Annotated in this window: 21 protein-coding genes; all 21 read right to left on the reverse strand. The window is 64.1% G+C overall.

What is annotated here, in order from left to right:
- Window positions 1-56: 56 nt before the first annotated feature.
- On the reverse strand, window positions 57-749 hold the full coding sequence (locus tag LB533_RS13075) for a DUF2461 domain-containing protein (RefSeq protein ID WP_140639239.1): 693 nt from the start codon (window positions 747-749) through the stop codon (window positions 57-59).
- Window positions 749-2,953 carry an NAD-dependent DNA ligase LigA gene (ligA, locus tag LB533_RS13080; RefSeq protein WP_140639193.1) on the reverse strand — a complete coding sequence of 735 codons (2,205 nt, stop codon included), beginning with the start codon at window positions 2,951-2,953 and terminating at the stop codon, window positions 749-751. The genes LB533_RS13075 and ligA overlap by 1 nt, the downstream gene beginning before the upstream one ends.
- 211 nt (window positions 2,954-3,164) lie before the next feature.
- Window positions 3,165-4,838 (reverse strand): DNA repair protein RecN, encoded by a 1,674-nt coding sequence (gene recN / locus LB533_RS13085; RefSeq protein WP_140639194.1) that lies wholly within the window; start codon window positions 4,836-4,838, stop codon window positions 3,165-3,167.
- Between the two features lie 13 nt (window positions 4,839-4,851).
- Entirely contained in the window at window positions 4,852-5,721 is an 870-nt protein-coding gene (locus LB533_RS13090; protein ID WP_140639195.1) for an outer membrane protein assembly factor BamD, read from the reverse strand.
- 262 nt (window positions 5,722-5,983) lie between these two features.
- Window positions 5,984-6,934 carry a UDP-3-O-acyl-N-acetylglucosamine deacetylase gene (gene lpxC / locus LB533_RS13095; protein WP_140639196.1) on the reverse strand — a complete coding sequence of 317 codons (951 nt, stop codon included), beginning with the start codon at window positions 6,932-6,934 and terminating at the stop codon, window positions 5,984-5,986.
- A gap of 283 nt (window positions 6,935-7,217) precedes the next feature.
- Window positions 7,218-8,900, reverse strand: coding sequence for a cell division protein FtsZ (gene ftsZ / locus LB533_RS13100; RefSeq protein ID WP_140639197.1), 1,683 nt, complete (start codon window positions 8,898-8,900; stop codon window positions 7,218-7,220).
- A gap of 66 nt (window positions 8,901-8,966) precedes the next feature.
- A complete protein-coding gene (gene ftsA, locus LB533_RS13105) occupies window positions 8,967-10,274 on the reverse strand; it encodes a cell division protein FtsA (RefSeq protein WP_140553117.1) in 1,308 nt (435 codons plus the stop codon).
- Window positions 10,271-11,212, reverse strand: a complete 942-nt coding sequence (locus LB533_RS13110; RefSeq protein WP_140639198.1) for a cell division protein FtsQ/DivIB — start codon at window positions 11,210-11,212, stop codon at window positions 10,271-10,273. Before LB533_RS13110 ends, ftsA begins: the two co-directional genes overlap by 4 nt.
- A complete protein-coding gene (locus LB533_RS13115) occupies window positions 11,200-12,126 on the reverse strand; it encodes a D-alanine--D-alanine ligase (RefSeq protein ID WP_140639199.1) in 927 nt (308 codons plus the stop codon). Before LB533_RS13115 ends, LB533_RS13110 begins: the two co-directional genes overlap by 13 nt.
- 301 nt (window positions 12,127-12,427) lie before the next feature.
- Window positions 12,428-13,393 (reverse strand): UDP-N-acetylmuramate dehydrogenase, encoded by a 966-nt coding sequence (gene murB, locus LB533_RS13120; RefSeq protein ID WP_140639200.1) that lies wholly within the window; start codon window positions 13,391-13,393, stop codon window positions 12,428-12,430.
- The gene (gene murC / locus LB533_RS13125) at window positions 13,390-14,790 is read right to left on the reverse strand and encodes a UDP-N-acetylmuramate--L-alanine ligase (protein WP_140639201.1); all 1,401 of its coding nucleotides are present in this window, start codon (window positions 14,788-14,790) and stop codon (window positions 13,390-13,392) included. The genes murB and murC overlap by 4 nt, the downstream gene beginning before the upstream one ends.
- A complete protein-coding gene (gene murG / locus LB533_RS13130; RefSeq protein WP_140639202.1) occupies window positions 14,787-15,914 on the reverse strand; it encodes an undecaprenyldiphospho-muramoylpentapeptide beta-N-acetylglucosaminyltransferase in 1,128 nt (375 codons plus the stop codon). The genes murC and murG overlap by 4 nt, the downstream gene beginning before the upstream one ends.
- 1 nt (window position 15,915) lies before the next feature.
- The gene (ftsW, locus tag LB533_RS13135; RefSeq protein WP_140516599.1) at window positions 15,916-17,067 is read right to left on the reverse strand and encodes a putative lipid II flippase FtsW; all 1,152 of its coding nucleotides are present in this window, start codon (window positions 17,065-17,067) and stop codon (window positions 15,916-15,918) included.
- Window positions 17,067-18,467 (reverse strand): UDP-N-acetylmuramoyl-L-alanine--D-glutamate ligase, encoded by a 1,401-nt coding sequence (gene murD / locus LB533_RS13140; RefSeq protein WP_140639203.1) that lies wholly within the window; start codon window positions 18,465-18,467, stop codon window positions 17,067-17,069. Before murD ends, ftsW begins: the two co-directional genes overlap by 1 nt.
- A 9-nt stretch (window positions 18,468-18,476) precedes the next feature.
- Window positions 18,477-19,559: a phospho-N-acetylmuramoyl-pentapeptide-transferase gene (mraY, locus tag LB533_RS13145; protein ID WP_140495211.1), complete on the reverse strand. Its 1,083-nt coding sequence runs from the start codon at window positions 19,557-19,559 to the stop codon at window positions 18,477-18,479.
- A 24-nt stretch (window positions 19,560-19,583) separates the two neighbouring features.
- Window positions 19,584-21,041, reverse strand: a complete 1,458-nt coding sequence (locus LB533_RS13150) for a UDP-N-acetylmuramoylalanyl-D-glutamyl-2,6-diaminopimelate--D-alanyl-D-alanine ligase (RefSeq protein WP_140639204.1) — start codon at window positions 21,039-21,041, stop codon at window positions 19,584-19,586.
- Entirely contained in the window at window positions 21,038-22,492 is a 1,455-nt protein-coding gene (locus LB533_RS13155; protein ID WP_140639205.1) for a UDP-N-acetylmuramoyl-L-alanyl-D-glutamate--2,6-diaminopimelate ligase, read from the reverse strand. The genes LB533_RS13150 and LB533_RS13155 overlap by 4 nt, the downstream gene beginning before the upstream one ends.
- A gap of 54 nt (window positions 22,493-22,546) precedes the next feature.
- Entirely contained in the window at window positions 22,547-24,256 is a 1,710-nt protein-coding gene (locus tag LB533_RS13160; RefSeq protein WP_140639206.1) for a peptidoglycan D,D-transpeptidase FtsI family protein, read from the reverse strand.
- A complete protein-coding gene (locus tag LB533_RS13165) occupies window positions 24,253-24,648 on the reverse strand; it encodes a hypothetical protein (RefSeq protein ID WP_140580013.1) in 396 nt (131 codons plus the stop codon). The genes LB533_RS13160 and LB533_RS13165 overlap by 4 nt, the downstream gene beginning before the upstream one ends.
- Before the next feature lie 3 nt (window positions 24,649-24,651).
- Window positions 24,652-25,683, reverse strand: a complete 1,032-nt coding sequence (gene rsmH / locus LB533_RS13170) for a 16S rRNA (cytosine(1402)-N(4))-methyltransferase RsmH (RefSeq protein WP_140639207.1) — start codon at window positions 25,681-25,683, stop codon at window positions 24,652-24,654.
- Window positions 25,680-26,138 carry a division/cell wall cluster transcriptional repressor MraZ gene (gene mraZ / locus LB533_RS13175; RefSeq protein ID WP_140639208.1) on the reverse strand — a complete coding sequence of 153 codons (459 nt, stop codon included), beginning with the start codon at window positions 26,136-26,138 and terminating at the stop codon, window positions 25,680-25,682. Before mraZ ends, rsmH begins: the two co-directional genes overlap by 4 nt.
- Window positions 26,139-26,156: the final 18 nt, after the last annotated feature.

Raw genomic sequence — 26,156 nt, forward strand, 5'->3', positions numbered from 1 at the left:
ATTCGCTTGAGCCAAACGATCAGCGGAAATGATCGTTGCGGCGCCTGCGTGGCAGCTCAGTCCTTCGCCGCTTTGCCCTCGATCGCCCTGCCCCAGCCGAGCAACGGCCTGGCGCGCATGGTGAAGTCGACGAGTTCGTCGACCAGTTCCGGACCGTGAATGTTGGCCGGATCGATGGCGTGGCGGACGACGAAATGCCGGTTGCGGATGGCCGCGACGAGATCGGCTTCCGCGACGTGTTCGAAGCCGCGCGGCGTGCGCTTCATGCAGCCATCCGTGTCGAGCACCAGGCCGTTCTTGGCGAGCGCCTTGACCATTCCCCGAAACTGTTCAGGCTTCGTCTCGATGGCCCGACGTATCGCCAGCAGCAGCGCCGGCTGCGGGCTCCACCAGGCAACGCCGGCGAAACAGCGCTCGAGCCCGATATGAACGTAGAACACGCCCTGCTCCATCTTGGTGCCGTCGGGCGACAGGATCGCCGACAGATGCCGGTTGTAAGGCCGCTTGTCCTTGGCGAAGCGCACGTCCCGGTTGATCCGGAACAGCGACTTCTTGCGGTCGCCCTTGAGGCCGAGCCCGGCCTCGCCGAAACGTCGTGTGAGCGTCTCCACCAGATCGCCCAGCGGATCGCGCAATTCCTGGTCGAACAGGTCGCGATTCTCTACGAACCACTCGCGGCTCTGGTGGAAATCAAGCGCCTTCAGGAACGGAATAGCCTTCTGGCCGAACCCCTTGAATTCGCCTGACATCATGCCTTGCCGATCCGCTGCAGCCACGCGTCCTCGTCTATGACCTCGATGCCGAGTTCACTGGCAAGCTTGAGTTTCGAGCCGGCGCCAGGCCCCGCCACCACCAGATCGGTCTTGGCCGAAACCGAGCCCGCTACCTTGGCGCCCAGCCGTTCTGCCATCGCCTTGGCTTCGGAACGCGTCATCTTTTCCAGCGAGCCCGTGAACACGATGGTCTTGCCGGCGACCACGCTGTCGGCCGAGACGGTGACGATATAGGGCTTCGGCTTGACCTGCTTAAGCAACGCCTCAAGCACGTCGTCATTGCGCTCATTGCCGAAAAAATCGGCCAGCGCGTTGATCACCGTATCGCCGATGCCGTTGATCGACGGGAAAACACTGTGCGGATCGGCAGCCGCCGCGGTCTCCTTGCCGACGCGGATCAGTTCCTCGATTGTCGAAAACGTCCGGGCAAGCACGGCCGCCGTCGTTTCGCCGATATGGCGGATCCCAAGCGCAAAGATGAAGCGGTCGAGCTCCGGCTCGCGGCGCGCATCGATGGCCGCGAACAGCTTGTCCAACCCTTCATAGTTGCGGTCCTCGACGCTGCGCACATTCTTGCGCGTCTTGCCCGACGCCGCCTCGCGCTGCCTCGCCTGCTCCTCGCGCCGCTCGGCCAGCGCCTTGGTGACGGCGGGACGCCGATCCCTGAGCGTGAAGATGTCCGCGGCCGTCTTGACCAGACCCGCATTGAAGAACAGGTCGATGTTTTCCGCGCCTAGTCCCTCGATATCCATGGCCCCGCGCGACACGAAGTGGCGCAGCCCTTCCACGGCTTGCGCGGGGCAGATCAGTTCGCCCGTGCAACGCCTGCGGGAATCCTCCTTGCCGGTCTTCTCGTTGATCTCGCGCGTCGCCGGCGAGCCGCAGATCGGGCAAGTATGCGGGAATTCGTAAGGCACGGCATCGGGAGGACGCTTGTCGACGACGACGCTGACGATCTGCGGGATGACATCCCCTGCCCGCTGGATCACCACGGTGTCGCCGATGCGCACGTCCATACCGTCACGGATCGGCTGGCCGTTGCTGTCGAAGCCCTTGATGTAGTCTTCATTGTGCAGCGTGACGTTCTCGACCACGACGCCGCCCACGGTCACGGGCGCAAGCCTCGCGACCGGCGCCAGAGTGCCGGTGCGGCCGACCTGGATGTCGATCTTCTGCACTGTCGTCATCGCCTGTTCGGCCGGAAACTTATGCGCGATGGCCCAGCGTGGTTCGCCGGTTACGAAGCCCCACCGGCGCTGCAACTCCAGCTGGTCGACCTTGTAGACGACACCATCGATGTCGTAACCCAACGAGGAGCGCTGCTCCTCGATGCGGTGATAATGCGCGATCAGCTCGTCAACCGACCTTGCCCGCACCATCAGCGGGCTGACTTTGAAGCCCCATTCCGCGAATTTCTGCACCGAATCGTATTGTGTCGGAGCGGGATCGGCTGTCGTGTAGCCCCAGGCATAGGCAAAGAATTTGAGGTTGCGGCTGGCGGTGACAGAGGGATCCTTCTGGCGCAGCGAGCCGGCCGCCGTGTTGCGCGGATTGACATAGTCCTGGCCGCCGGCGGCCGCCGAGCGTTGCTTCAGCGCCTCGAATTCGGCATAGGTCATGTAGACCTCGCCGCGTATCTCGATGATTTCGGGCCAGCCCGAACCGTTCAGTCTGCCGGGAATGTCGGCAATGGTCCTCAGATTGGCGGTGATGTCTTCGCCGATAGCGCCATCGCCGCGCGTTGCGCCCTGCACGAACACGCCGTTCTCGTAACGCAGCGACGCCGACAGGCCGTCGATCTTCGGTTCGGCCGTGAAGGCGATATCGAGATCCTTGTCACGGTCGAAGAAACGTCGGCCGCGTTCGATGAAATCGGCGACGTCCTCGTCGGTATAGGCCTTGGCGAGGCTGAGCATGGGCACCGCATGGCGCACCTTGGCAAAGCCCTCCGCCGGCGCGGCACCGACCCTGCGCGATGGCGAATCCTCGCGCACCAGGGCGGGAAAGCGCTGCTCGATGGCAAGGTTGCGCCGGGTGAGCGCATCATAGGCCGCGTCGGTGATAACAGGCGCGTCCTCGGTATGGTAGCGGCGGTCGTGCTCCGCGATCTCCTGCGCCAGGCGCTTCAGCTCCGCTTCGGCTTCGCTCTCACTGAGTGAATCGACTGGTCTTTCAGACATCGCACGGCTTCCCTGACCAATGCACGCCGCCCAAAATATGGTGCGATTTTGGGGCAACGACATGCGCAAAACAATAACCAAGGCGCGGGGCGCTTTGGTTGGGTGCCACTATAAATCAGGATTTGGCAGGAGGGAGCCGGCCTGCGAAAAAATCATTCCTGAACAGCAGGATGCAGCCATATCCTGACTCGCCTTCACGGAAACCGAGCTTTCAGGCAGCCGCCGTATTCTCCCGCAGCAACCTCTCGGCCGCAGCGCGCGCCTCGTCGGTGATGGTGGCCCCCGCCAGCATGCGGGCGATCTCTTCCTGGCGCGCCGCCCGGTCCATTTCGGCGATACCGGTCGCGACCTTGTCGGTGCTGCCGGATTTGGAGATCAGGAAGTGCGTCGCCGCACGCGCCGCTACCTGCGGCGCATGGGTGACCGAGAGCACCTGCACGCGCTTCGACAATCTTGCCAGCCGCTGGCCGATTGCATCCGCCACGGCACCGCCCACCCCGGTGTCGATTTCATCGAAGACCAGCGTTGGCGCCGAGCCCCGGTCGGCCAGCGCTACCTTCAGCGCCAGCAGGAAGCGCGAAAGCTCGCCGCCGGAAGCGACCTTCATCATCGGCCCCGGCCGCGTGCCGGGATTGGTGCGCACCCAGAACTCGATCTGGTCGATGCCCTCTTCCATGCGGCTCTCGGCTTCGCTCTTCATCTCGACGATGAAGGCTGCGCGTTCGAGCTTCAGCGCCGGCAGTTCGGCCATCACCGCCTTGGTCAGTCCGACCGCCGCGGCATGGCGCAGCGAGGACAGTTGCGCGGCGGCGATATCATAGGCCTCGCGCGCGGCGGCCGCCTGCTTTTCCAGCCCATGCAGGCGCTCCTCGCCGGCGTCGAGATCGGCAAGATCGGCAACCATCGTGTCGCGCAATTGCGCCAAATCATCGACGGCAACGCTGTGCTTGCGCGATGCCGCGCGCAGCGAAAACAACCGCTCTTCCGCCTTTTCCAGCCGCTGTGGATCATATTCGGTGGCGCGCAAGGCCGCCTCGACGCCCGACTGCGCCGCGTCGAGCGACAGCATCGCCTCATCCAGCGACTTCACGACGTCCTCGAGCAGCCCGGGGGCCTCGCCTGCCTTGCGCTGCAACCGCCTGAGCAGGCTGGCCAGTTGCGGCAAGGGCGAGGATGGACCCGAAAGCACGTCCTGCGCGTCATGGATTTCGGAGGCGATCTTCTCGGCCCGCATCATGTGGGCGCGCAAGTCGGCAAGCTCCGTCTCCTCACCCGGCTGCGGATCGAGCTTGGTCAGCTCCGTGACCGCTGCGCGCAGGTAGTCCGCTTCGCGCGCCGCCGCCGCCACCTTGGCACGATGGCGCGAGAGCTCCTGCTCGCAGGCACGCCAGTGCCGCCAGGCCTCACCCGTCGACCGGACGGCGCCGAGATGGCCGCCGAAGGCGTCGAGCACGTCGCGATGCGCGCCGGGATCGACAAGGGCGCGTTCGTCATGCTGGCCGTGGATCTCGACCAGCGCGCGGCCGACGTCGCGCATCAGCGTCACGCTGGACGGCTGGTCGTTGACGAAGACGCGAGTGCGGCCGTCCACAGTCTGCAAGCGGCGGAGAATGATGTCGCCGTCATCCTCGATGGCGTTCTCGGCGAGCAGCGCGCGCACCGGATGGTTGCGCGGCACGTCGAACACGGCAATCACCTGGCCCTGTGCCGCGCCATGGCGTACCAGGGAGGCGTCGCCGCGCGCGCCAAGCGCCAGCGACAAAGCATCGAGCAGGATGGACTTGCCGGCGCCGGTTTCACCGGTCAACACCGAGAGGCCGGGCTGGAAGTCGATATCCAGCTTCTCGATCAGAACGATGTCGCGGATCGACAGCCTGGAAAGCATCGTTACGCCTGCATCAGGCGCCGGTGATCAGTTTCCCGGCCTTGGATATCCACGAGCCGGCATTCTCGCGCGGCGCAAGCCCGTTGCTCTGCAGGAGCTTGTAGGAATCCTTGTACCATGGGCTGTCGGGATAATTGGTGCCGAGAACGGCGGCGGCGGTCTGCGCCTCCGAAGTCAGGCCCATCGCATAATAGCTCTCGGTCAGGCGAGCCAGCGCCTCCTCGACATGGCGGGTGTTGGAGTAATTCTCGACCACATTGCGGAAGCGCTTGACCGCGGCGATGTATTCGCGGCGTTCGAGATAATAGCGGCCGATCTGCATCTCCTTGCCGGCGAGCTGGTCGTTGGCGAAGCGGATCTTTTCCTTGGCGTCATCGACATATTCTGAATCGGGCCAGCGCGTCACGAGGTCCTGCATGGTCTGCACGGTCTGGCGCGCTTCCTTCTGATCCTGCGTGACGTCCTTGATCTGGCGGTAATAGCTAAGGCCGATAATGTACTGCGCATAGGCCGCGTCATCCGTTGACGGATACAGCGTCAGATAACGCTTGGCCGATGAGATCGCTTCGTCGTAGCTGCCCTTGCGATAGTCGGCGAACGCGCCCATCACCATCGATTTGCGGGCCCATTCCGAATAAGGATGCTGGCGGTCGACCGCGTCGAACTTCTTGCTCGCCTCGTCGAGACGTCCGGCATTCAGATTGGCGAGCCCTTGGTTGTAGAGAACGTCGGCCGGCTCGGTCTGGTCGACATAGGTCGACAGGTCGATATCTTTTTCCGACGACATGCAAGCAGACAGGAAGAGCGATGGAACAACCACCGAAAGCGCCAGGAAAACGGACCGCTGCGGCGCTTTCAATTGACCGAATCGCTTGAAGAACATGATTGGATTGCGCCCTTTCGGCGTTATTTCAGTGCCTGTTGCATGTCGTTTCCCCAAAACTGGTCCCCACTTCCAGGCGACATGCACTATCGACGGCAGCAGCCATAAACCATAACCGCCTTGCCCGGCAACGCTATGTCTAGGCAATGGAACATTTTTGTGGCGGCCAGGCCGCGCCGGAGTATCCCTGCGATTTCGCCGGCGAATGATGCATTCATGCAACACTAGCGAGCTGCGATGGTATCCGGAAAGTGGCGGTGACTCAGATCATCCAGGGCGCATAGAGAGGCGCGTTGACGGTGCTCATCTCGGCCGCACGGCCGCGCTCGCGGCGAGTCGTTTCGACGACCTCGAATGCGGTACGGTCCGACAGCACGCGCCGCAAGGCGGCCGCATTCAGCCTGTGGCCGCCGCGATAGGAGCGGAAGCAGCCGATGAAGCGGGCCCCGGCCAGCGCCAGGTCGCCCATGGCATCCAGCGTCTTATGACGTGCGAACTCGTTGGGGTAGCGTAAGCCGCCCATGTTGATGACGCGGTTATCGTCACCGATCACCAGCGAATTCTCGAGCGAGGATCCCAGCGCATAGCCCGCCGCCCACAGCCGCTCGACGTCCTTCATGAAGCCGAAGGTACGGGCGCGCGCGATGTCGCGGCGGAAAATGTCCGCATTGATGTCGGACGCGAACAGCTGCCGGCCGATCGCCGGGCTTTCGAAATCGATCTCGACCTCGAAGCGGGTACCGTCATAGGGCCTGAACTCAGCCCAGGAGGCGCCGTTCTCGATACGGACCGGCTTGACGATCCGGATGTAGCGCCGCTTGACCGACAGAGTTTCGATGCCGGCCTGGTCTATGGCCTCGACGAACGCCATAGCGCTGCCGTCGAGGATAGGGACCTCATGTCCATCAATCTCGATGATGACGTTGTCGATGCCGAGCCCGAACAGCGCCGCCATGATGTGCTCGACCGTGGCGATGTGCTCGCCAGAGGGATCACCGAGCATGGTGCACAGGTCGGTTGCGCCGATCTCGGAAAACAGGGCGCGGAACTCGCGACCTTGACCGTTCTCACTGAAAAGCTGGAAAACGATGCCGGTGTCGGCATCCGCCGGGAGAAAGCTGATGGAAACTTCCTTGCCGCTGTGAACGCCGGTGCCCGTAAGCGACGCGCGCGTCTTCACTGTCGTCTGATAGTCGTGCAAGACAATCCCCATAAGCCCGAAATGCCTAGGTCCGCTTCTCCAGCCCGAGGGCGCGGCTCTCTTGTAAAAAATCGGCAGGCCAGGTCACTTCCCCCGAAATCCCGGCAAACCGACGACGGTAGGCAGCGAAGATAATGTCCCGACAGGGATAGTCCAAATCACGGTTTCTTACCCTTTGTAACTGCAACCGACGTATGGATGACGTCTTAAGTGCTTGAATTTGCATCCCTTTGAACGTTAACAGGCAAGCAATTGCTTGCCTGCCTGTTAACAATTGTTACAGCCCGTTAACCGCTCAGTTGGCCTGGCGGCGCAGGAACGCCGGAATTTCCAACTGGTCGTCCTCCTGAGTCGCCCTGGCCTGCGGCGTCAGGCGGCCCTGGTCGTCGAGCTGGCCGCGCCGGGGCGCGTAGAGCTGCGCGTCCTGACTTGCCAGACGGCGCACTTCCGGTGCCGCCTGACGCAGCTTGGGCTCGCGCGGCTGCGCCGGCTGCAGGCGTGCCGGCTCTTCCTCGCGGCGCGTCAGGCCATTGGTCAGACGCTTCAAGAGTCCCATCGGCCCGCTGTTCTCATGATCGGCGGGGCGGCTCTTGGCGTCGACCTCGGCCTTCACGACAGGCGGAAAGTCCTCAACGCGCGGCATGCGCTGGGGAGCCATCGCGACCGGCTGCTGGACTTCGCGCAGGATCTCGCGCGGCTGAGGCGCCGGCTGCATCTGCTGGACTACGGGCTGCACCATCGGTTGCGGCTGCGCCGGCGGAGCCTGGAAGATCTTGCTCTGCGGACGGAAATCATCCGCATGGGCAACCGGCGCCGGACGGGCTTGCGCCATCGCCGCGGCGTTTGCTTCGGCCATCTGGATCGCCTCCGCGACCGGATCGGCGGCGCGCGGCTCGTACGCAGCCTGTTGGACCGGCGCGGGGCGGCTTTCCGGCGCGGCAACGGCCGGGCGGGCGGCCGGCTTCTGCGGCGCGGTGCGGATCGAGATCGGAGCGGCGGCGATTTCGGCCGCCGACTTGTCGATGCCGGTGGCGACAACCGAGACGCGGATGACGCCTTCGAGCTCCTCGTCGAAAGTGGCGCCCAGGATGATGTTGGCGTCCTGGTCGACCTCCTCGCGGATGCGGGTCGCCGCTTCGTCGACTTCGAACAGCGTCAGGTCGCGGCCGCCGGTGATCGAGATCAGCAGGCCCTTGGCGCCCTTCATCGAGGTCTCATCGAGCAGCGGGTTGGCGATCGCGGCTTCCGCGGCCGCCATCGCACGGCCCTCGCCCGATGCCTCGCCGGTGCCCATCATCGCCTTGCCCATCTCGCGCATCACCGAACGAACGTCGGCGAAGTCGAGATTGATCAGGCCTTCCTTGACCATCAGGTCGGTGATGCAGGCTACACCCGAATAGAGCACCTGGTCGGCCATGGCGAACGCGTCGGCGAAGGTGGTCTTGTCATTGGCCAGCCGGAACAGGTTCTGGTTAGGGATGACGATCAGCGTGTCGACGCATTTCTGCAGCTCCTCGATGCCGAAATCCGCCGTTTTCATGCGGCGCTGGCCTTCGAAATGGAACGGCTTGGTGACGACGCCGACAGTGAGGATGCCCTTCTCGCGGGCGGCGCGCGCCACGACCGGCGCCGCTCCCGTGCCCGTGCCGCCGCCCATGCCCGCGGTGACGAAGCACATATGGGTGTTGGACAGGTGATCGATGATCTCGTCGATGCATTCTTCCGCCGCCGCGCGGCCGACTTCCGGCTGCGATCCGGCGCCAAGCCCCTCGGTGACATGCGCGCCGAGCTGGATCAGCCGGTCGGCTTTCGACATGGTCAGCGCCTGCGCGTCGGTGTTGGCCACAACGAACTCGACGCCGCGCAGACCGGCGGTGATCATGTTGTTGACGGCGTTGCCGCCGCCGCCGCCGACGCCGAACACGGTGATGCGTGGCTTAAGCTCGGTGATGTCCGGCTTTTGCAGATTGATGGTCATTGTCTCCGTCCTTTGCCTTTCCTGCCGCTTCGCCGCCGCGGCCACTTATGGGGCTGTCCCCGTCAATTAGAAACTGTCTCTCAACCACTGACTCATGCGATGCAGTTTTCCGCCCGTTCCGGTCATCCTGAGACCGGAAATTCCTTTCGCCGGATGGCTCTCGAAGCTCGCCATCTGCGGATAGATCAACAAGCCGACCGCCGCCGAGAAGGCCGGCCCCTTCGCCGCTTCGGGCAGGCCCGCCACGCCAAGCGGGCGGCCGATCCGCACATTGCGTCCCAGGATGCGGCGCGCCGCTTCCGGCAGGCCGGCAAGCTGGCTGGCGCCGCCGGTCAGCACCACGCGCTTGCCCACCGCATTGCCGTAGCCGGACTTGTTCAGCCGGTCGCGCAAAAGCTCGAGCGTCTCGTCGATGCGGGCGCGCACGATGCGCGTCATGACGGAGCGCGGGATCTGGAGCGGCACTTCGCCCTCGTCGCCGATCGGCTGGATCGAGACCAGGTCGCGGTCATCGGCGCTGCCGGGCAACGCCGAACCGTGCATCACTTTCAGCCGCTCGGCGGCATCGAGCGAGGTCGACAGTCCCTTGGCCATGTCCAGCGTGACGTGGTTGCCGCCGATGGCGATGGCGTCGCCATGGACGAACTTGCCTTCCGAAAACACCGAGATCGTCGTCGTGCCGCCGCCCATGTCGATGCAGGCGGCGCCCAGTTCCAGCTCGTCGTCGACCAATGCCGCCAGTCCACTGGCATAGGGCGTCGCCACCATGCGCTCGACCGAAAGATGCGAGCGGTTGATGGAGAGCTCCAGGTTGCGCATCGGAGCGGCGTCGCCGGTCAGCACATGCATGTCGACGCCAAGCGTGTCGCCGACCATGCCACGCGGATCGCGCACGCCGCGCTCAGCGTCGAGCGAGAAGCCGACGGGGAGCGAATGGACCACCTCGCGCTCGGTCTTCAGCGCCTGCTTGGCGCCGGCACCGAGCACCCGCTTGATGTCGGCCTCGTCGGCCTCATGGCCGCCGAGGTTTATGGTAGCCGAGAAGGCTTCGCTCTTCAGCCGGCCGGCAGTCATGTTCACGATCAGCGAATCGACCGTCAGCCCCGCCATGCGCTCGGCGGCGTCGACGGAGAGGCGAATGGCATGTTCGGCACGGTCGAGATCGATGACAACGCCCGATTTGACGCCCTGCGACTTCTGGTGTCCGATGCCGATCACCTGGATGCGGTGCGAGCGTCCGCGCAGCAGCTTGCCGTCATCGCATGGCTTCAGCTTCGCCACCATGCAGCAGACCTTGTTCGAACCGACATCCAGCACCGTCAAGGTGCCGGAGCGGCGCGACGAGGCATCGCCTGAACCGCCAAGCCAGCTCATATCTTCGTCTCCGGCTTGCGCCTCAGCGCCTTTGGTTTTTCGTTGAGCGCGGCTTCGCGCTGGGTCGCCGCCTCCGGCGTCAACTGCACGACCAGCCGGTCCGACAGCCGCATGTCGACGGCTGCGATATCGCGCGACAGCAGCCCCTTGTCATGATCCATGCCGACGAGTTCGGCGAGTGCCTGATCCTCGCCATCCTCGGGAAGCTTGACAGTGATGCCATTGTCCAGCTTCAGGTCCCAGCGCCGATCGCCGACACGGACATAGCCCCTGATGCGGGTCGCGAGATCCGGGTATTTTTCGATCTTCGCCAGGAATTCCGGCGCCTTGGCCGGCGCGCCGGCTCCGATCAGCAATGGCAGCAGCACCTGTTTGCCACCCGAGAACGGCGCGATAACGGCACCGTCTTTTTCGATGACGGAGAGATCGCTGCCCTGCTGCCAAAGCGCGAACGCCTGACGCTCCTCGACGCGCACCTCCAACGTGTGCGGATAGACCTTGCGCACCGCGGCGACCTCGATCCAGGGCAAGGTGGCGATGCGTTCCCGCGCTGCCTCGGCATCGAAGCCGATCAGCGACGTCCAGCCATCGAGTTCGAGCCTGTCGAGTATATCGATCTCGGACGTCTGGCGATTGCCGACAACCTTGACCTGGTCGACGGCAAAGCCGGTGCGGGCGGTGATGCTCTGGACGATGCCGTCGGCGTGACCGCCGAGATAGGCGCCATAGGCGCCGCTCGAAAAAATGAGCACGGCCGACATGATCGCGACGGAGAAGCGCGGCGCCTGGAACTCGCCTTCGCCCAGGCGCGCCAGGATACGCACCGGGCGGCGAAGCACGCGCGGCAGCACGAAATGGTCGAACGACAATGGCAGGCTGAACAGCGCCGGCCCGGCCGCGCCCTTCCCCTTGCCCTGCCCCCACTTCAACGCAGACACGAAGCGTCCTCCACCATCCAACTCAACAGATCGCCGAACGAATGCCCTGCCTGGGCGGCGATTTCAGGCACCAGAGACGTCGGCGTCATGCCCGGCTGGGTATTGACCTCGAGCCATACAACCTCGCCATTTTCGGAGTGACGATCGTCATAACGGAAGTCCGACCGGGAAACGCCCCGACAGCCGACAGCTTGGTGAGCCTTGAGCGCCAGTGTCTGTATTTTTTGGTAAATATTCGGTGAAACTTTTGCGGGGCATTCGTGTTTTGATCCGCCCGCGACATATTTTGAATCGTAGTCATAGAACGAATGGCCCGTCGGGATGATCTCGCAGACGCCAAGCGCCACGTCGCCCATGACGGCACAGGTCAGCTCGCGCCCATGGATGTAGCGCTCGACCATGACGGTATCGCCATATCTCCACTCGGACGAGCCGATGACCTGCGGCGGATGCGACTGCCCCTCATGCACGATCACGACGCCGAAGCTCGACCCCTCATTGACCGGCTTCACCACATAAGGCGGCTTCATCGGATGGCTGTTCTGAATGGCGAAGCGATTGGCGACCTTCGATTCGGCGACGGGGACGCCGGCCAATTTCACGACTTTCTTCGACTGCTCCTTGTTCATCGCAAGCGCCGAGGCGAGCACGCCGGAATGGGTGTAGGGAATGCCGAGATATTCGAGAATGCCCTGAATGGTGCCATCCTCGCCAAAAGGACCATGCAACGCATTGAAGGCGACATCGGGCCTGAGATCGGCAAGCACGGAGCCGACGTCGCGCCCGACATCGACGCGCGTGACTTGATAGCCTTCCGTCTCAAGCACATCGGCACAGGCCTTCCCCGAAGACAGGGACACGGGCCGCTCGGACGAGAAACCACCCAGCAGGACGGCCACATGCTTGTTTTTCATTCCCCGTCATCCCCTCTCACGGCGGATCAAAAACCAAGATTTCCGCAACATTGAGTCCGAGTCTCCCGGCAGGTTGCCCCCCAGACGGAAAACGCGGGAAACGCGTCGAACGACTCAAATCAGGAAACGCTTTGGAGCAGAGAATCAGAGAGTTGATTCACTGGCAAGTGCTTATGATTCCGAGAGATTCACTTTCTGAGAAAATGGATGCGAAAACCGTGCTGTTGAGTCTTTGGAGCAACGGTCGCACGGTCATTCCTGACCGGTTGAAGTTCATGCATCACATGAACTTCAACGATGGCTAGAGCAGCTGCCCAAGAAACTCCTGCACGGCGTGCCCGGGGCGGAAGTCCCCGATGCGCTTGATCTCCCAATGCAGTCGGATGCCGGAATGTTCGAGCACCCGAGCGCGCACCGTTTCGCCGAGATATTCGAGCTCGTAGCCGGTCGCTGTCCCAGTGTTGATCATGAAATTGCAGTGCATGGGCGACATCTGCGCGCCGCCGATCAGCAGGCCACGGCACCCTGCCTTGTCGATCTCTTTCCAGGCTGAGGTGCCTTCAGGATTCTTGAATGTCGAGCCGCCGGTCTTCTCGCGGATCGGCTGCACCGTCTCGCGATGGTTCTGCACCGCGTCCATCGCCGCCTTGATCACGGCCTTGTCCTCGGCAAAGCCCTCGAAAATCGCCGAGGTGAAGATCAGCCCGGACGGTGCCGACGAGTGCCGGTAGGCATAGCCCATATCGGCATTGCTCAGCGTCTGGACGTTGCCCTTGCGGTCGAGCGCACGCACCTCGACGACGCGCTCGCGCGTCTCGACGCCATTGGCGCCGGCGTTCATCCTCAGCGCCCCGCCGATGGCGCCCGGTATGCCGTGGTAGAAATGGAAGCCGCCGATGCCGGCTTCCAGCGCCGCCGCGGCGATGCGCTTGTCGGGTGTGGCTGCGCCAGCCTTGATCGATGTCGGCGAAACAATTTCGGTTTCACCGAACCCCTTGGCCGACAGCCTTATGACGAAACCCGGAATACCCCCATCGCGCACAAGCAAGTTCGAGCCGACGCCGACTATGGTCAGCGGTATCTCTTCGGGAACCGCTTTCAGGAAAGCAGCGAGATCCGCCTCGTCCGCTGGCTGAAAGAGCGCCTCGGCCAGTCCTCCGGCGCGGAACCAGGTGATCTTGTCCATCTCGGCATTCGGCGTGATGCGGCCGCGCAGGCCGGCAAGCCGGCCGCCAAGTCTGTCGATCAGCGCCTGGCCCTGCATCATGAGACGGCCAGTTCCTTGGGCAGCGCATAAGCCCATTGCGTGATGTTGCCGGCGCCGAGGAAGACGACGAAGTCGCCGGGCCTGGCCAGATCACGGATGACAGGTGCTATTGCCTCCGGACCCTCGATGTAGCGCGCGTCGCGATGGCCGCCGGCGCGGATGCGCGACACCAGCGCGTCCGAGGTCACGCCCTCGATCGGCTCCTCGCCGGCGGCGTAGACCGGTGCCACCATCACCGTGTCGGCGTCGTTGAAGCAGGCGGAGAATTCGTTGAACAGATCATGCAGCCGGGTAAAGCGGTGCGGCTGGGCAATGGCGATGACGCGGCCCTTGGTGGCGCTGCGCGCGGCTTTCAGCACCGCCGCGATCTCGACCGGATGGTGGCCGTAATCGTCGAACACTTCGACGCCATTCCAGGAGCCGGTGCGGGTAAAGCGGCGCTTTACGCCGGCGAAGGACGACAGGCCTTTCTTGATCGCCTCGGCCGACAGGCCGAGCTCATGCGCCACCGCGATTGCCGCCGTCGCGTTGGAAACATTGTGGCGGCCGGGCATCGGCAGACGCAGATCCGATATCGTCGTCTGGCCGCGTCCCTTGCGGTCGCGGATCACCACGTCGAATTCCGAGGTCGCGCCGGCCATGCGGTGGTTGGCGAAGCGCACGTCGGCCTGCGCGTTCTCGCCATAGGTGATGACGCGGCGGTCCTCGATGCGGCCGACCAGCGCCTGCACCTCCGGGTGGTCGGTGCACATGACGCCAAAGCCGTAGAACGGCACGTTCTCGACGAACTGGCGGAAGGCTTCGCGCACCTTGTCGAAACTGCCGTAGTGATCGAGATGTTCGGGATCGATATTGGTGACGACGGCGATATCGGCCGGTAGCTTGAGGAAGGTCCCGTCGCTCTCGTCGGCTTCGACTACCATCCACTCGCCGTCCCCCATGCGCGCATTCGTGCCATAGGCGTTGATGATGCCGCCATTGATGACGGTCGGATCGAGCCCGCCGGCTTCGAGCAGCGTCGCCACCATCGAGGTCGTCGTCGTCTTGCCGTGCGTGCCGCCGATCGCCACTGCCTGGCGGAAGCGCATCAGTTCGGCCAGCATTTCGGCGCGGCGCACGATCGGCAGCAATTTCTCCCTCGCCGCCTTCAGTTCAGGGTTGGATTTCTTGATAGCCGTCGAGACAACCACCACTTCGGCATCGCCGAGGTTTTCTTCCCTGTGGCCGACAAAGCACTCGATCCCCTTGTCGCGCAGCCGCTGCACATTGGCGCTGTCGGCCTGGTCGGACCCCTGCACCTTGTAGCCGAGATTGTGCAGCACTTCGGCGATGCCGCTCATGCCGATGCCGCCAATGCCGATGAAATGCACGAGGCCTATGGTCTGCGGCATCTTCATGCGTGCGTTCCCTTCTTAAAATCCGAAACGGTTTTGCGGGACGCAATAGCCTCTGTGAGATCGGCGAGCAACCGCGCGGCGTCCGGTTTGCCGACCGACTTCGCCGCCGCAGCCATTGCCGTGAGCCGTTCGGGCTCGGCCATCAGGGCGCCAATCAGCGCCGCGATGCGCTCGGGCGAAAGTGAGGATTGCGGCTCCACCTCGCCACCGCCGGCGGCCGCAAGAGCGGCTGCGTTCGCGGCCTGGTCGTGATCGAGCGCATAGGGATAGGGCACCAGCAGCGCCGGTCGCCCGATGACGGCGATTTCCGAGACGGTCGACGCGCCGGAGCGCGACATAACCAGCTGTGCGGCCGCTATACGCGCCGCCATGTCGCTGAAGAAGGGCGAGACCTCGACAACGACGCCGAGCGCTGCATAGGCGGCCTTCACCCGCCCGACGTCATCGGCCCGAGCCTGCTGCGTGATCACCAGCCGCTTGCGGAGTGCCTCGGGGAGCAAAGCGACGGCCGCCGGTACCGCATCGGAGAAGAACTGCGCGCCCTGGCTGCCGCCGAACACCAGCAGGCGGAAGGGATCATCCCCGGCCGAGGCAACGTAGGCGGTCTTTGCGGCTTCGAGCACCTGTGGGCGAACCGGATTGCCTGTCGTCACCGTCTTGGCGCCGACGGCGCTTTCGTCTTGCGGCAGGAAGCCGCCGGCAATCGCATCGACGCGGCTGGCCAGCGCCCGGTTGGCGCGTCCCATCACAGCGTTCTGCTCGTGGATCAGCGTCGGCACCTTGCGCCGCGTCGCGGCGTAGAGCGGCGGCAAGGTCGGATAGCCGCCAAAGCCGACCACGGCATCGGGCTTGATCCTGCCGATGATGGCGGACGCCTGGCGCACGCCGCGCCAGATTTTCCAGAAGGCGCCAAGCAGGGCAACAGGATTTTTCGAGCCCAGCGTCGCGGACTGGATCGGATGGATGGCGGCTGCGGGGAAGTGAGCGGCGAAGCGCTCGGCGCGGTCGTCGGTCGCCAGATGCACCGCCCAGCCGCGCCCGTTCAGCTCATGCGCCAGCGCTTCCGCCGGAAACAGATGTCCGCCGGTTCCGCCCGCCGCGAGAAGGATGACGCCTCTGGCCATGTCACTCCGCCGGCATGGCGCGCTGCGGCAGGGCAAAGCCCACCTGCTTGCGCTTTTCCGGCCGTTTGCGCGTCAGCGCCAGCACCATTCCCATCGAGATGGCGATGGCAATCTGCGAAGAGCCGCCATAGGAGATGAACGGCAGCGTCATGCCCTTGGCCGGCACCAGCTGCAGGTTGACGCACATGTTGATGACTGCCTGCAGGCCGAACACGGTGACGAGCCCGCCGACCGCATAGCGGGTGAAATCGTCATGCTCCTTCAGCGCCGTGTTGAGGCCGCGCAGCACGATGAAGGCGAAGATGGACATGATGAAGAAACACATGATCAGTCCGAATTCCTCGCCCGCGACCGAAAAGACGAAATCGGCATGGCTGTCGGGGATGACCCGCTTGACGGTGCCCTCGCCCGGCCCGACGCCGAACCAGCCGCCATTGATCAATGCGTCGCGGCCCATATCGACCTGGAACGTGTCGCCTTCGCCAGTGAGGAACTTGTCGATACGCAGGGCGACGTGCGGAAAGACCGTATAGGCGGCAAAGACGCCGCCGACGCCGGCCGCTCCGAGCACGACGATCCACAGCCATGGCAGCCCCGCCATGAAGAACATGATACCCCAGGTGCCGGTCGTCAGCATGGTCTGGCCGAGGTCCGGCTGCGCCACCAGCAGCGATACGACCAGTACCAAGAGCAACATGGCGAAGAGATTGCCCGGAATGTCGGGCTGGCGCTTATGTTCGGCGAACAGCCAGGCGCACATGATGACAAAGGCGGGTTTCAAAAACTCCGAGGGCTGGATCGACAGGCCGGCAAGCGACACCCAGCGCCGCGCGCCTTTCACCTCGACGCCGATGTAGAGCACCGCCACCATCAGCACCAGCATCAGGCACAGCATGATCAGCGCCATGCGCCGGATCTCTCGGGAATCGAGGAAGGACACCGCCAGCATCACGCCGAGCGCCGGCACGGTGAAGATGATCTGCCTGGTCGCGAAGTGAAAACTGTCGAGGCCGATGCGTTCGGCGACCGCGGGACTTGCGGCGAAGGACAAGACTATGCCCAGTCCCATCAACGACAGGAACGCCGCCAGGAACCAGCGATCGATGGTCCACCACCAGGTCGCAACCGGGCTTTTGTCGAGACGGCTCTGCATTATCGTGCCCCTCCGATGGGTTTGACGCCCTCGATAGCATTCGCAGCTTGCCTGAAGGCTTCGCCGCGGACCTCGAAATTCTTGAACTGGTCGAAACTGGCGCAGGCCGGCGACAACAGCACCACCGCCTCGCCGCCATCGTCCTTGGCCGCATCATGCGCCGCATGCTCGACCGCGGCTGCAAGCGTGCCCGATATCTCATACGGCACCGCCTCGCCCAGCGTCGCCGAGAAGGCCGGCGCTGCCTCGCCGATCAGATAGGCCTTGGCGATACGCGGGAAGAAGCCGCGCAGCGGCTCGATGCCGCCTTCCTTGGGCAGGCCGCCGGCGATCCAGTAGATGCGTGGAAAGCTCGACAGCGCGGGTGCCGCCGCATCGGCGTTGGTCGCCTTGGAATCGTTGACAAACAGCACGTGGTCCTTGCGGCCGACCTGCTCCATGCGATGCGCCAGGCCCGGAAAGCTTTCCAGCCCGGACTGGATCTCGCCGAGGTCGAGTCCGACCTTGAGACAGGCGGCGACCGCGGCAAGCGCGTTTTGCGCATTGTGCTGCCCGCGCAACGAGCCGATGCCTTCGAGGAAGGCGACCCGGCTATAGCGGCCATGCACAGCTTCCATCAAATTGGTGCCATCGGCGAAATAGCCGTCGGTCAGCGGCAGCCGCTTCGAAATGCGGATGACGTGCCGCCCCGCCCGCTCCAGCCGTTCGGCGATCTGCGCACACCAGGAATCGTCGACGCCGACGATCGCGGTCTCGCTGCCGGCAACCAGCCGCTCCTTGATCGAAGCGTAATGCTGCATGGTGCCGTGACGGTCGAGGTGATCCGGCGTTAAATTGAGCAGGATGCCGGCCGTCGGATTGATCGATGGTGCGAGGTCGATCTGGTAGGACGAGCATTCGACGACGTAGTGGCGGTCGGGCTGCGGCGGATCGAGCGTCATCACGGCGCGGCCGATATTGCCGCCCATCTGCGTATCGCGGCAGGAAGCCTTCAATATATGCGCCGTCAGCGCCGTGGTCGTCGACTTGCCGTTGGTGCCGGTGATGGCGATGAAGGGAGCGGCTGGCGCGCTGAGCGTCCGCTCGCGGCAGAAAAGCTCGACGTCGCCGATGATCTCGACACCCGAACCGCGCGCCAGTTCCACCGTCCAGTGCGGCTTGGGATGCGTCAGCGGCACGCCGGGCGACAGCACGAAAGCGGAAAACCTGGCCCAGTCGGCTGTGTGCAGGTCGCCGGTTGCAATCCCGGCGGCTGCCGCCTTGGCGACACTGTCGGGATTGTCGTCCCAGGCCACAACCTCAGCCCCGCCCTCGATCAGCGCGCGTGCGGTCGCGATCCCCGAGCCGCCGAGCCCGAAGAGCGAAACACACTTGCCTGCGAAGGATGCGGCCGGAATCACAGGGGGCGCCTATCTGAGCTTGAGGGTGGAAAGGCCGACCAGCGCCAGGATGACGGCGATGATCCAGAAGCGGATCACCACCTGGCTTTCGGTCCAGCCGAGCTTTTCGAAGTGATGATGGATCGGCGCCATCAGGAACACACGCTTGCCGGTCATCTTGAAGTAGCCGACCTGGATGATGACGGACAGGATCTCGACCACGAACAGCCCGCCGACGATAACCAGCACGATCTCGTGCTTGGTGGCGACCGCAACGGTGCCGATCAGCCCGCCCATGGCCAGCGAACCGGTGTCGCCCATGAAGATCGCCGCCGGCGGCGCGTTGAACCAGAGAAAACCGAGGCCGGCGCCGATGACCGCGCCCAGCACGACGGCCAGTTCGCCGGTGCCAGGCACAAAATGGATCTGCAGATATTCGGCGAATACGGCATTGCCGGAGAGATAGGCAATGACGCCAAAGGACGCCGCCGCGATCATGATCGGCACGATCGCCAGGCCATCCAGCCCGTCGGTGAGGTTCACCGCATTGCCCGCTCCCACGATGACGAAGCAGGAGAACGGAACGAAGAACCAGCCGAGATTGATCAGGAATTCCTTGGCGAAGGGGAATGTCAGCGATGAGGAGAACGGCGCCTGCCCGTTATGCATGATCGCCCAGGCGGCGATGCCGGCGATGACGAATTCGAGTGCCAGCCGCGCCTTGCCGGAAAAGCCGAGATGCGACTGCTTCGTCACCTTCAGATAGTCGTCGTAAAAACCTATCGAGCCGAAGCCCAGCGTCACCAGCAACACCACCCAGACATAAATGCTCGACAGGTTCGCCCATAGCAACGATGAGCCGATGATGCCGGAGAGGATCATCAGTCCTCCCATGGTCGGCGTGCCGGCCTTCTTGAAATGCGTCTGCGGCCCGTCGGCGCGGATCGGCTGACCCTTGCCCTGGCGCAGCCTGAGCGAATTGATGATGGTCGGCCCGAAGATGAAGACGATCAGCGCCGAGGTGATCAGCGCCCCACCGGTGCGGAAGGTGATGTAGCGGAAGACATTGAAGACCGAGATCTTGTCCGCGAAATCGACGAGCAGTGTGAACATGCGCTTTTCGTCCCCGACTTGACCCTAGGTCTGTTTGCCGATTGTCGTTTCAGCCGGGAATTTGCCCAGCAAGGCATCGACCAGCTTTGCAAAGCCGATGCCCTTCGACGATTTGATCATCACCACGTCGCCTGGCTTCAGTGCGGCAAACAGCACCGGCTTCAATTCCTCGACGTTGGCGCGGTATTCCGTCCTGATCTCGCCCGGCAGCGCTTCCGCCAGCGCCCGCATCTCCGGACCGCCGAGAAAGACGGTCTGCGTGCCGGTGCCGACGATGAGACCGGCAAGGGCCGCATGCAGCTTGGCCGAATGCTCGCCGAGCTCCAGCATATCGCCCAGCACGGCGATGCGGCGGCCTTCGCCCGTCACCGGCGTCGCGTTGAGCAGCGCCATGGCGGCCGCCATCGAGGCGGGATTGGCGTTGTAGCTTTCGTCGATCAGCGTGATCGGTCCACCGGGATGGCTCGAAGTCGAGCCACCGGGGTGACGCAGCACATGGCGTTTGCCGCGGCCGCGCTCGGCCGAGAGATCGGCCAGCGCCAGGGCAACCTTGTCGAGATCGGCGCCGACCAGACGGGCCGCGCCGAGGACCGCCAGAATGTTCTGCACCATGTGGCGGCCGGGCGCGCCGATGCGAGCCGTCACCTCGTGACCGCCGATCCTGGCGGCAATGTCGGAATGATCGGCATGGACCTCGCATTTGACCAGTCTGAAGGTTGAGCGCGCGTTCTCGCCGAACCCATAGACATGCTCGACGCCCGCGGCGTGCGCCATCTTGTCGAGAAGCTTGAAACGCGCGTCGTCGCGGTTGAGGATCGCCGCGCCGCCAGGTTCCAGCCCTTCGAAAATCTCGGCCTTCGCCTTGGCGATCTCGTCCAGATTGCGGAAGAAGCCAAGATGCGCCGCCGCGATCATTGTGACGATGGCGACATGCGGCCTTACCATCTTGACCAGCGGTCTGATCTCGTCGGGATGGTTCATGCCGATCTCGAACACGGCATAGTCGCAATCGGCCGGCATGCGCGCCAAGGTGAGCGGCACGCCCCAGTGGTTGTTGAACGACTGCGCCGAGGCATGCACCTTGCCGACCGCCAACAGCACGTGGCGCAGCGCTTCCTTGGTGGTCGTTTTGCCCGCCGAACCGGTCACCGCGATGATCTTGGCCCGGGAACGGTCACGCGATGCGACACCGAGCTTTTCCAGCGCCACCAGCACGTCCTCGACGACGATCATCGGCGCCGTCAGCCGGCCAAGCGACGGCAGCTTGCCTTCGGCAACGACCAGCACCCCGGCTCCGGCCTTGATGGCAGCGGTCGCGAAATCATGGCCGTCCATCGCCTCGCCCTTGATGGCGAAGAAGGCGTCGCCCGGCTGAAGGCTGCGGCTGTCGATCGAAATGCCCGATATGCCGTCCGGCATCGGCCCGATCGGTCGTCCGTCCATGGCGGCGACCAGCGTCTCGGATGTCCACAGCAAATTCATGCGGCCCGCTCCAGCAGCGCGGCACGGACTTCCTCGTGGTCGGAGAAATGCAGGGTCTCGGTGCCGATCGTCTGGCCTTCCTCATGGCCCTTGCCGGCCACGATCAGCGTGTCTCCGGCATGCAACATGGCGACGGCCTCGTGGATCGCCGCGCGCCGGTCACCGATCTCGATCGCGCCGGGAGCGGCGGCAAGGATCGCGGCCCGGATCGTCTCCGGCACTTCCGAGCGCGGATTGTCGTCGGTGACGATGACGACGTCGGCGAGCCGGGTCGCGATCTCGCCCATGATCGGCCGTTTGCCGCGGTCACGGTCGCCGCCGCAGCCGAACACGACGATGATCCGGCCGGTGGTGAACGGGCGCACCGAGGCAAGCACGTTTTCCAGCGCGTCAGGCTTATGCGCATAATCGACATAGACCGGCGCACCATTTGCAGTGGTCCCGACAAGGTCGAGCCGGCCGGGTGCGCCCTTGAGTTTCTCCAACGCCTTCAAGGCCTTGGCGACTGGCGTTCCCGTGGAGATGGCAAGCCCGGCCGAAACCAGCGCGTTGGCTATCTGGAAATCGCCGGCCAGCGGCAGGTCGATCTCGTAGAGCATCCCGTCGGCCTCGACCTCGGCACGCTGACGGTGGCGCTCATGCTCGACCCGCTTCAGCGTCAGGAAATCGCCATGGCGGCCGACCGTCAGCACGTCGAGCCTTGCGGCCTTCGCCGCCTGGATGGTTGGCGCCGACCACGGATCGTCGGCGAAGATCACGGCGGGCGCGCCCTTCGGCAGCAGCGCGTCGAACAGACGCAACTTGGCCCGGTGATAGTCCTCGACGGTCGGATGGTAGTCCATGTGGTCGCGGCCGAGATTGGTGAAGCCGCCGGCGGCCAGCCTGACACCGTCGAGACGGCGCTGGTCGAGACCATGGCTGGAGGCCTCCATCGAGGCATGGGTGACGCCGGCGTCCGCCAGTTCACGCAACAGCTGATGCAAGGCGACCGGATCTGGCGTCGTCAGCGAGCCATAATCGTTGCGGCCCGGCGCCACCACGCCGGTGGTGCCGATCGAGGCCGCCGCAAAGCCGGCCTGCTCCCATATCTGCCTGACGAAAGCGGCGACCGAGGTCTTGCCGCTGGTGCCGGTGACGGCCACCATCGTCTGCGGCTGTTTGCCGAAATAACGGGCCGCGCTCAGGGCCAGCGCCAGGCGCGGGTCATCGACGGCCAACACGGGAACCGGCAGTCCGTCAAGGGCGCTGTCCTTGCCCGCGACGATCGCGGCAGCCCCTCGTGCGGCGGCGTCCGCAGCATAGGCGGTGCCGTCCGCCTTGCTTCCAGCGAGCGCGAAAAAGACGACACCGGGTTTTACCTGGCGGGAATCCGACGAGATGCCGGTAACCTCCAGATCGGCGGAAGCTGTTCCTTCGACTGGCAGGATACCGGCTAGTTCTTTGAGCTTCATCGAGTTCCGTTCACCGCAACAAAATAGCGCGCAGTTGCCGGCGCGCCCTAAGAATCACTGATAGGAAACCAGCGTTGCACCATTTTCATGGCTGAAATCTGGCTTCACGCCAAGCATGGCCGCAGAACGCCTGATGATATTGCCGGCCATAACCCCCGCATTGTTGGCCGCGACGTCTGTCATCCCAGGCTTTTCCGGATGCGGGGCGTCGGCAATCGTGAACACGAGATATTGCGGATCGTCCATCGGGAAGGCGGCGACGAACGTATTGAAATTCAAGTCCTTCGAGTAGCGGCCATTGATGACCTTCTCGGCTGTTCCGGTCTTGCCGCCAACGCGATAGCCGGGGACCCTGGCATTTCTGGCCGAGCCCTTCTCGGCGTTGAGCGTATAGAGGTAGCGCATGCCCTCGACCGTTTTGTCGGCAACCACTTTCTTGGCCGCCGCCATCGCGTCCTGCTGGCTGCGGACCAGGAATGTCGGCTCCATCAGATAGCCCCCATTGACCAGCGCCGCGCAGCCGACGGCCGCTTGCAGCGGTGTCGTCGACACGCCATGGCCGAAGGCAATGGTGAACGAATTGACTTGCTTCCAGACTTTCGGTTCGGTCGGGCGGGCGACTTCGGGCAGTTCGGTCTGCATCTTCTCCAGAATGCCAAGACGATGCAGGAATTCGCGGTGCGCCTCGATGCCGACCAGTTCTGCCTCCCTGGCCGACCCGATGTTGGACGAATAGAGGAACACCTCCGGCAAGGACAGCACACGGTTCTTGCCGTGGAAATCGTGAATGGCCTGATGGCCGACCCGGATTGGATGCGAAGCGTCGAAGCGGCTCGCCATCGTCGCCTTGCCGGAATCGAGCGCCATGGCTGATGTGAAGCTCTTGAAGGTCGAGCCCATCTCATAGAGTCCCGCCGACATCCGGTTCAGCCGGTCCTTGTCCTGTGCATTGTAGGGATTGTTCGGATCAAAATCCGGCACCGAGGCCATGGCCACCACTTCGCCGGTCTTGACGTTGAGCACGACGGCACCCGCGCCCATGGCGCGATAGCGCTCCAGGCCGGCGGCAATCTCGTCGCGCACCACATGCTGGACGCGCAGATCGATCGAGAGCTTCACCGGCTTGAGATCCTTCGCCACCGCCAGGCCCGACGCCTGCAGGTCGCTCAGACCCTGCTCGTCGATATATTTCTCCATGCCGGAGATGCCTTGATTGTCGATATTGGTCAGGCCGACAATGTAGGACGAGGTTTCACCACTGGGATAGAAACGGCGCTTCTCGGTGCGGAAGCCGAAACCGGGAATGCCGAGCTGCATGATGTCGGCCTGCTGCTTGGGCGTCAGCTGCCGCTGCAGCCAGACGAAGCCGGCGCCGCTCTTCAGCTTATGGTAGGTCTGCTCGTAATCGATTTCCGGCAGCACCGTCGACAGCTTTTCGATCGCCTCGTCGGCGTCGACGATGCGGCGCGGCTCGGCAAACAGCGATGCCGTCTTGATGTCCGTCGCCAGCACCTCGCCGTTGCGGTCGACAATGTCGGGCCGCGAGGCCGTCACCCGGCTCTGCGGGCCGCCCGACATGTCGGGGGTCTGGAAGCCGAGATAGACCAGCCGCCCTGATATGATCGAGAAGATACCGAAGAACACCGCCATCGTCATGACGATGCGCGCCTTGCCTTTGCCTCCGGTCGCCTTGCGGGCGCCATCGACCACGATCGAACCGTCCTCGGTGGCCCTGGGGCGACGTTTCAGCAGTTTGCCGATCATTGGGCGATGCCTCCGGTCACGATGGGATCCTTGCCGTCCGAGGGTGTGTTGCCGGAATTGTCTGCCATGCCGCCTTGGCGCCCGTTCAGGATGTCCTGGATGTCGAGGGCTTTGGCTGGCAGGTCGCCGAGGCCGACGATCTGGTGCGCGCTGACCGGCTCCAGTTCAAGCTGCGACTTGTAGAGTTCGGCGAGCTTCTGTAGCCGCGACGGCTGGGTGAGCAGGCTCCAGTCAGCCTTGAGCAGGTCGATCGTGTCCTCCTCGTAGCGTATCTCAGCATGAATCTTCTGCACTGCAGCCAATTGGTCCTCGGCCTCGCGCTTGGTTTTGTAGGTCAGGGCCGCCGCCGAGACCATGACGGCGATAAGGACGATGTCGCTGGAACGAAACACGTGCTACCTCTCCCCCGGCCGCTCGATGCCAGGAAGTTTTGGGCCGGGAAGTTTTGGAAGGCCGAAAATCGAAAAGTCGCCGGCACGCGCCGGCGCATCGGTGCGGATGGCGGCGCGCAGCCTTGCCGAGCGGGCGCGCGGGTTGGCCGCAGTCTCGGCATCACCCGGCGTCACGCCGCCGCCGGACTTGCTGAAGGTGGCACTGCGTGCCCGTGCTTCCGGCATGTGGCGCGAGCCGCTCGCGGCGTCGGAGCGATCGGCAATGAAGCGCTTGACGATGCGGTCCTCCAGCGAATGGAAAGTCACCACCGCAAGCCGTCCGCCCGGCTTCAGCGCCCGCTCGGCGGCGAACAGCGCCTTGGCCAACTCACCGAGCTCGTCATTGACGAAGATGCGCAGCGCCTGAAAGACGCGGGTGGCGGGATGGATCTTGTCCTTCGGCGCCCGGCCGATATGCGTCTCGATGGCGTCGGCAAGCTCCAGCGTGCGCTCGAACGGACGCTTTTCGCGACGCGCTTCGATCATGCGCGCGATGCGCCCGGCGTGGCGCTCCTCCCCGAGGAAGCCGAAGATGCGGGCAAGATCGCCTAGCTTGAAGTTGTTCACGACATCTGCGGCGCTGAGGCCCGCCTGCGCCATGCGCATGTCGAGAGGCCCGTCGGTGCGGAACGAAAACCCGCGCTCCGCCTGGTCGAGTTGCATCGAGGAAACGCCGATGTCGAGCACGACACCGTCGGCACTTTCGACATGCTGGTCCAGCGTCGAGAATGGCGCCTGCACCAATCTCAGGCGGCCACCTGATTGGGTTTCGAGATCGCGACCGGCCACTATGGCATCCGGATCGCGATCGATGGCAACCACGGACGCGCCGGCCGCCAGGATGGCCTTGGTGTAGCCGCCGGCGCCGAACGTGCCGTCGACGATGACGTCCCCTTCCACTGGCGAGAGCGCCTGCAACACTTCGGCAAGGAGGACCGGAATGTGGCGGGTCGGTCCGCCAACGGCGTTGATGTCATCGCCGTGGCCCACCGTCATTCCGGTCGCTCCCCAGGCTTCGTCCCCTGCCGAAGCTGCAAAAGCCGGGCCCGCGCCTGCGCTCCGTAGGCCGCAAGCCGTCCCGGCTCCCAGATCTGAAAAAAATTGCCGCGCCCGACAAAGGCTACTTCCGCTGAAAGGCCGGCATGTTCGCGGATGAAGTCGCTGATCGTGATGCGACCATCCTGGTCCAGCTTCAGGAATGTTCCGTCGCCATGGCAGAAGAACGACATGTCGTCCGCCGTCTGCTGGAACGGATCCTCGAGCGCGATGCGCTGCTCGTAGCGGTCGAGCAGGTCGGGCCCGCCGACATCCATGGCCGGCAGATCCAGGCAGCGCAGCGCGTAGAGATCCGAATAGCCGCGTTTCTGAACGACGGCGCGAAAATGCGCAGGAACGGACACCCGCCCCTTCGCATCGATCTTGCTCACCGTGTTCGACAGAAACCGGTCCATCACACGTCACAGCGGCTT

It is taken from the genome of Mesorhizobium sp. BR1-1-13 (genome assembly GCF_020165515.1).
Lineage (GTDB): Bacteria > Pseudomonadota > Alphaproteobacteria > Rhizobiales > Rhizobiaceae > Mesorhizobium.

Excerpts from the sequence above, each read along its gene's own strand:
- murG (WP_140639202.1), bottom strand. The coding sequence starts at position 15,914 with ATGGCCAGAGGCGTCATCCTTCTCGCGGCGGGCGGAACCGGCGGACAT.
- murB (WP_140639200.1), bottom strand. The coding sequence starts at position 13,393 with ATGATGCAGGGCCAGGCGCTGATCGACAGACTTGGCGGCCGGCTTGCC.
- LB533_RS13155 (WP_140639205.1), bottom strand. The coding sequence starts at position 22,492 with ATGAAGCTCAAAGAACTAGCCGGTATCCTGCCAGTCGAAGGAACAGCT.
- rsmH (WP_140639207.1), bottom strand. The coding sequence starts at position 25,683 with ATGACGGTGGGCCACGGCGATGACATCAACGCCGTTGGCGGACCGACC.
- lpxC (WP_140639196.1), bottom strand. The coding sequence starts at position 6,934 with ATGGGGATTGTCTTGCACGACTATCAGACGACAGTGAAGACGCGCGCG.
- ftsZ (WP_140639197.1), bottom strand. The coding sequence starts at position 8,900 with ATGACCATCAATCTGCAAAAGCCGGACATCACCGAGCTTAAGCCACGC.
- mraY (WP_140495211.1), bottom strand. The coding sequence starts at position 19,559 with ATGTTCACACTGCTCGTCGATTTCGCGGACAAGATCTCGGTCTTCAAT.
- murC (WP_140639201.1), bottom strand. The coding sequence starts at position 14,790 with ATGAAGATGCCGCAGACCATAGGCCTCGTGCATTTCATCGGCATTGGC.
- ftsW (WP_140516599.1), bottom strand. The coding sequence starts at position 17,067 with ATGCAGAGCCGTCTCGACAAAAGCCCGGTTGCGACCTGGTGGTGGACC.
- mraZ (WP_140639208.1), bottom strand. The coding sequence starts at position 26,138 with ATGGACCGGTTTCTGTCGAACACGGTGAGCAAGATCGATGCGAAGGGG.
- ftsA (WP_140553117.1), bottom strand. The coding sequence starts at position 10,274 with ATGAGCTGGCTTGGCGGTTCAGGCGATGCCTCGTCGCGCCGCTCCGGC.
- LB533_RS13075 (WP_140639239.1), bottom strand. The coding sequence starts at position 749 with ATGTCAGGCGAATTCAAGGGGTTCGGCCAGAAGGCTATTCCGTTCCTG.
- ligA (WP_140639193.1), bottom strand. The coding sequence starts at position 2,953 with ATGTCTGAAAGACCAGTCGATTCACTCAGTGAGAGCGAAGCCGAAGCG.
- LB533_RS13150 (WP_140639204.1), bottom strand. The coding sequence starts at position 21,041 with ATGAATTTGCTGTGGACATCCGAGACGCTGGTCGCCGCCATGGACGGA.
- LB533_RS13115 (WP_140639199.1), bottom strand. The coding sequence starts at position 12,126 with ATGAAAAACAAGCATGTGGCCGTCCTGCTGGGTGGTTTCTCGTCCGAG.
- LB533_RS13160 (WP_140639206.1), bottom strand. The coding sequence starts at position 24,256 with ATGATCGGCAAACTGCTGAAACGTCGCCCCAGGGCCACCGAGGACGGT.
- recN (WP_140639194.1), bottom strand. The coding sequence starts at position 4,838 with ATGCTTTCCAGGCTGTCGATCCGCGACATCGTTCTGATCGAGAAGCTG.
- LB533_RS13090 (WP_140639195.1), bottom strand. The coding sequence starts at position 5,721 with ATGTTCTTCAAGCGATTCGGTCAATTGAAAGCGCCGCAGCGGTCCGTT.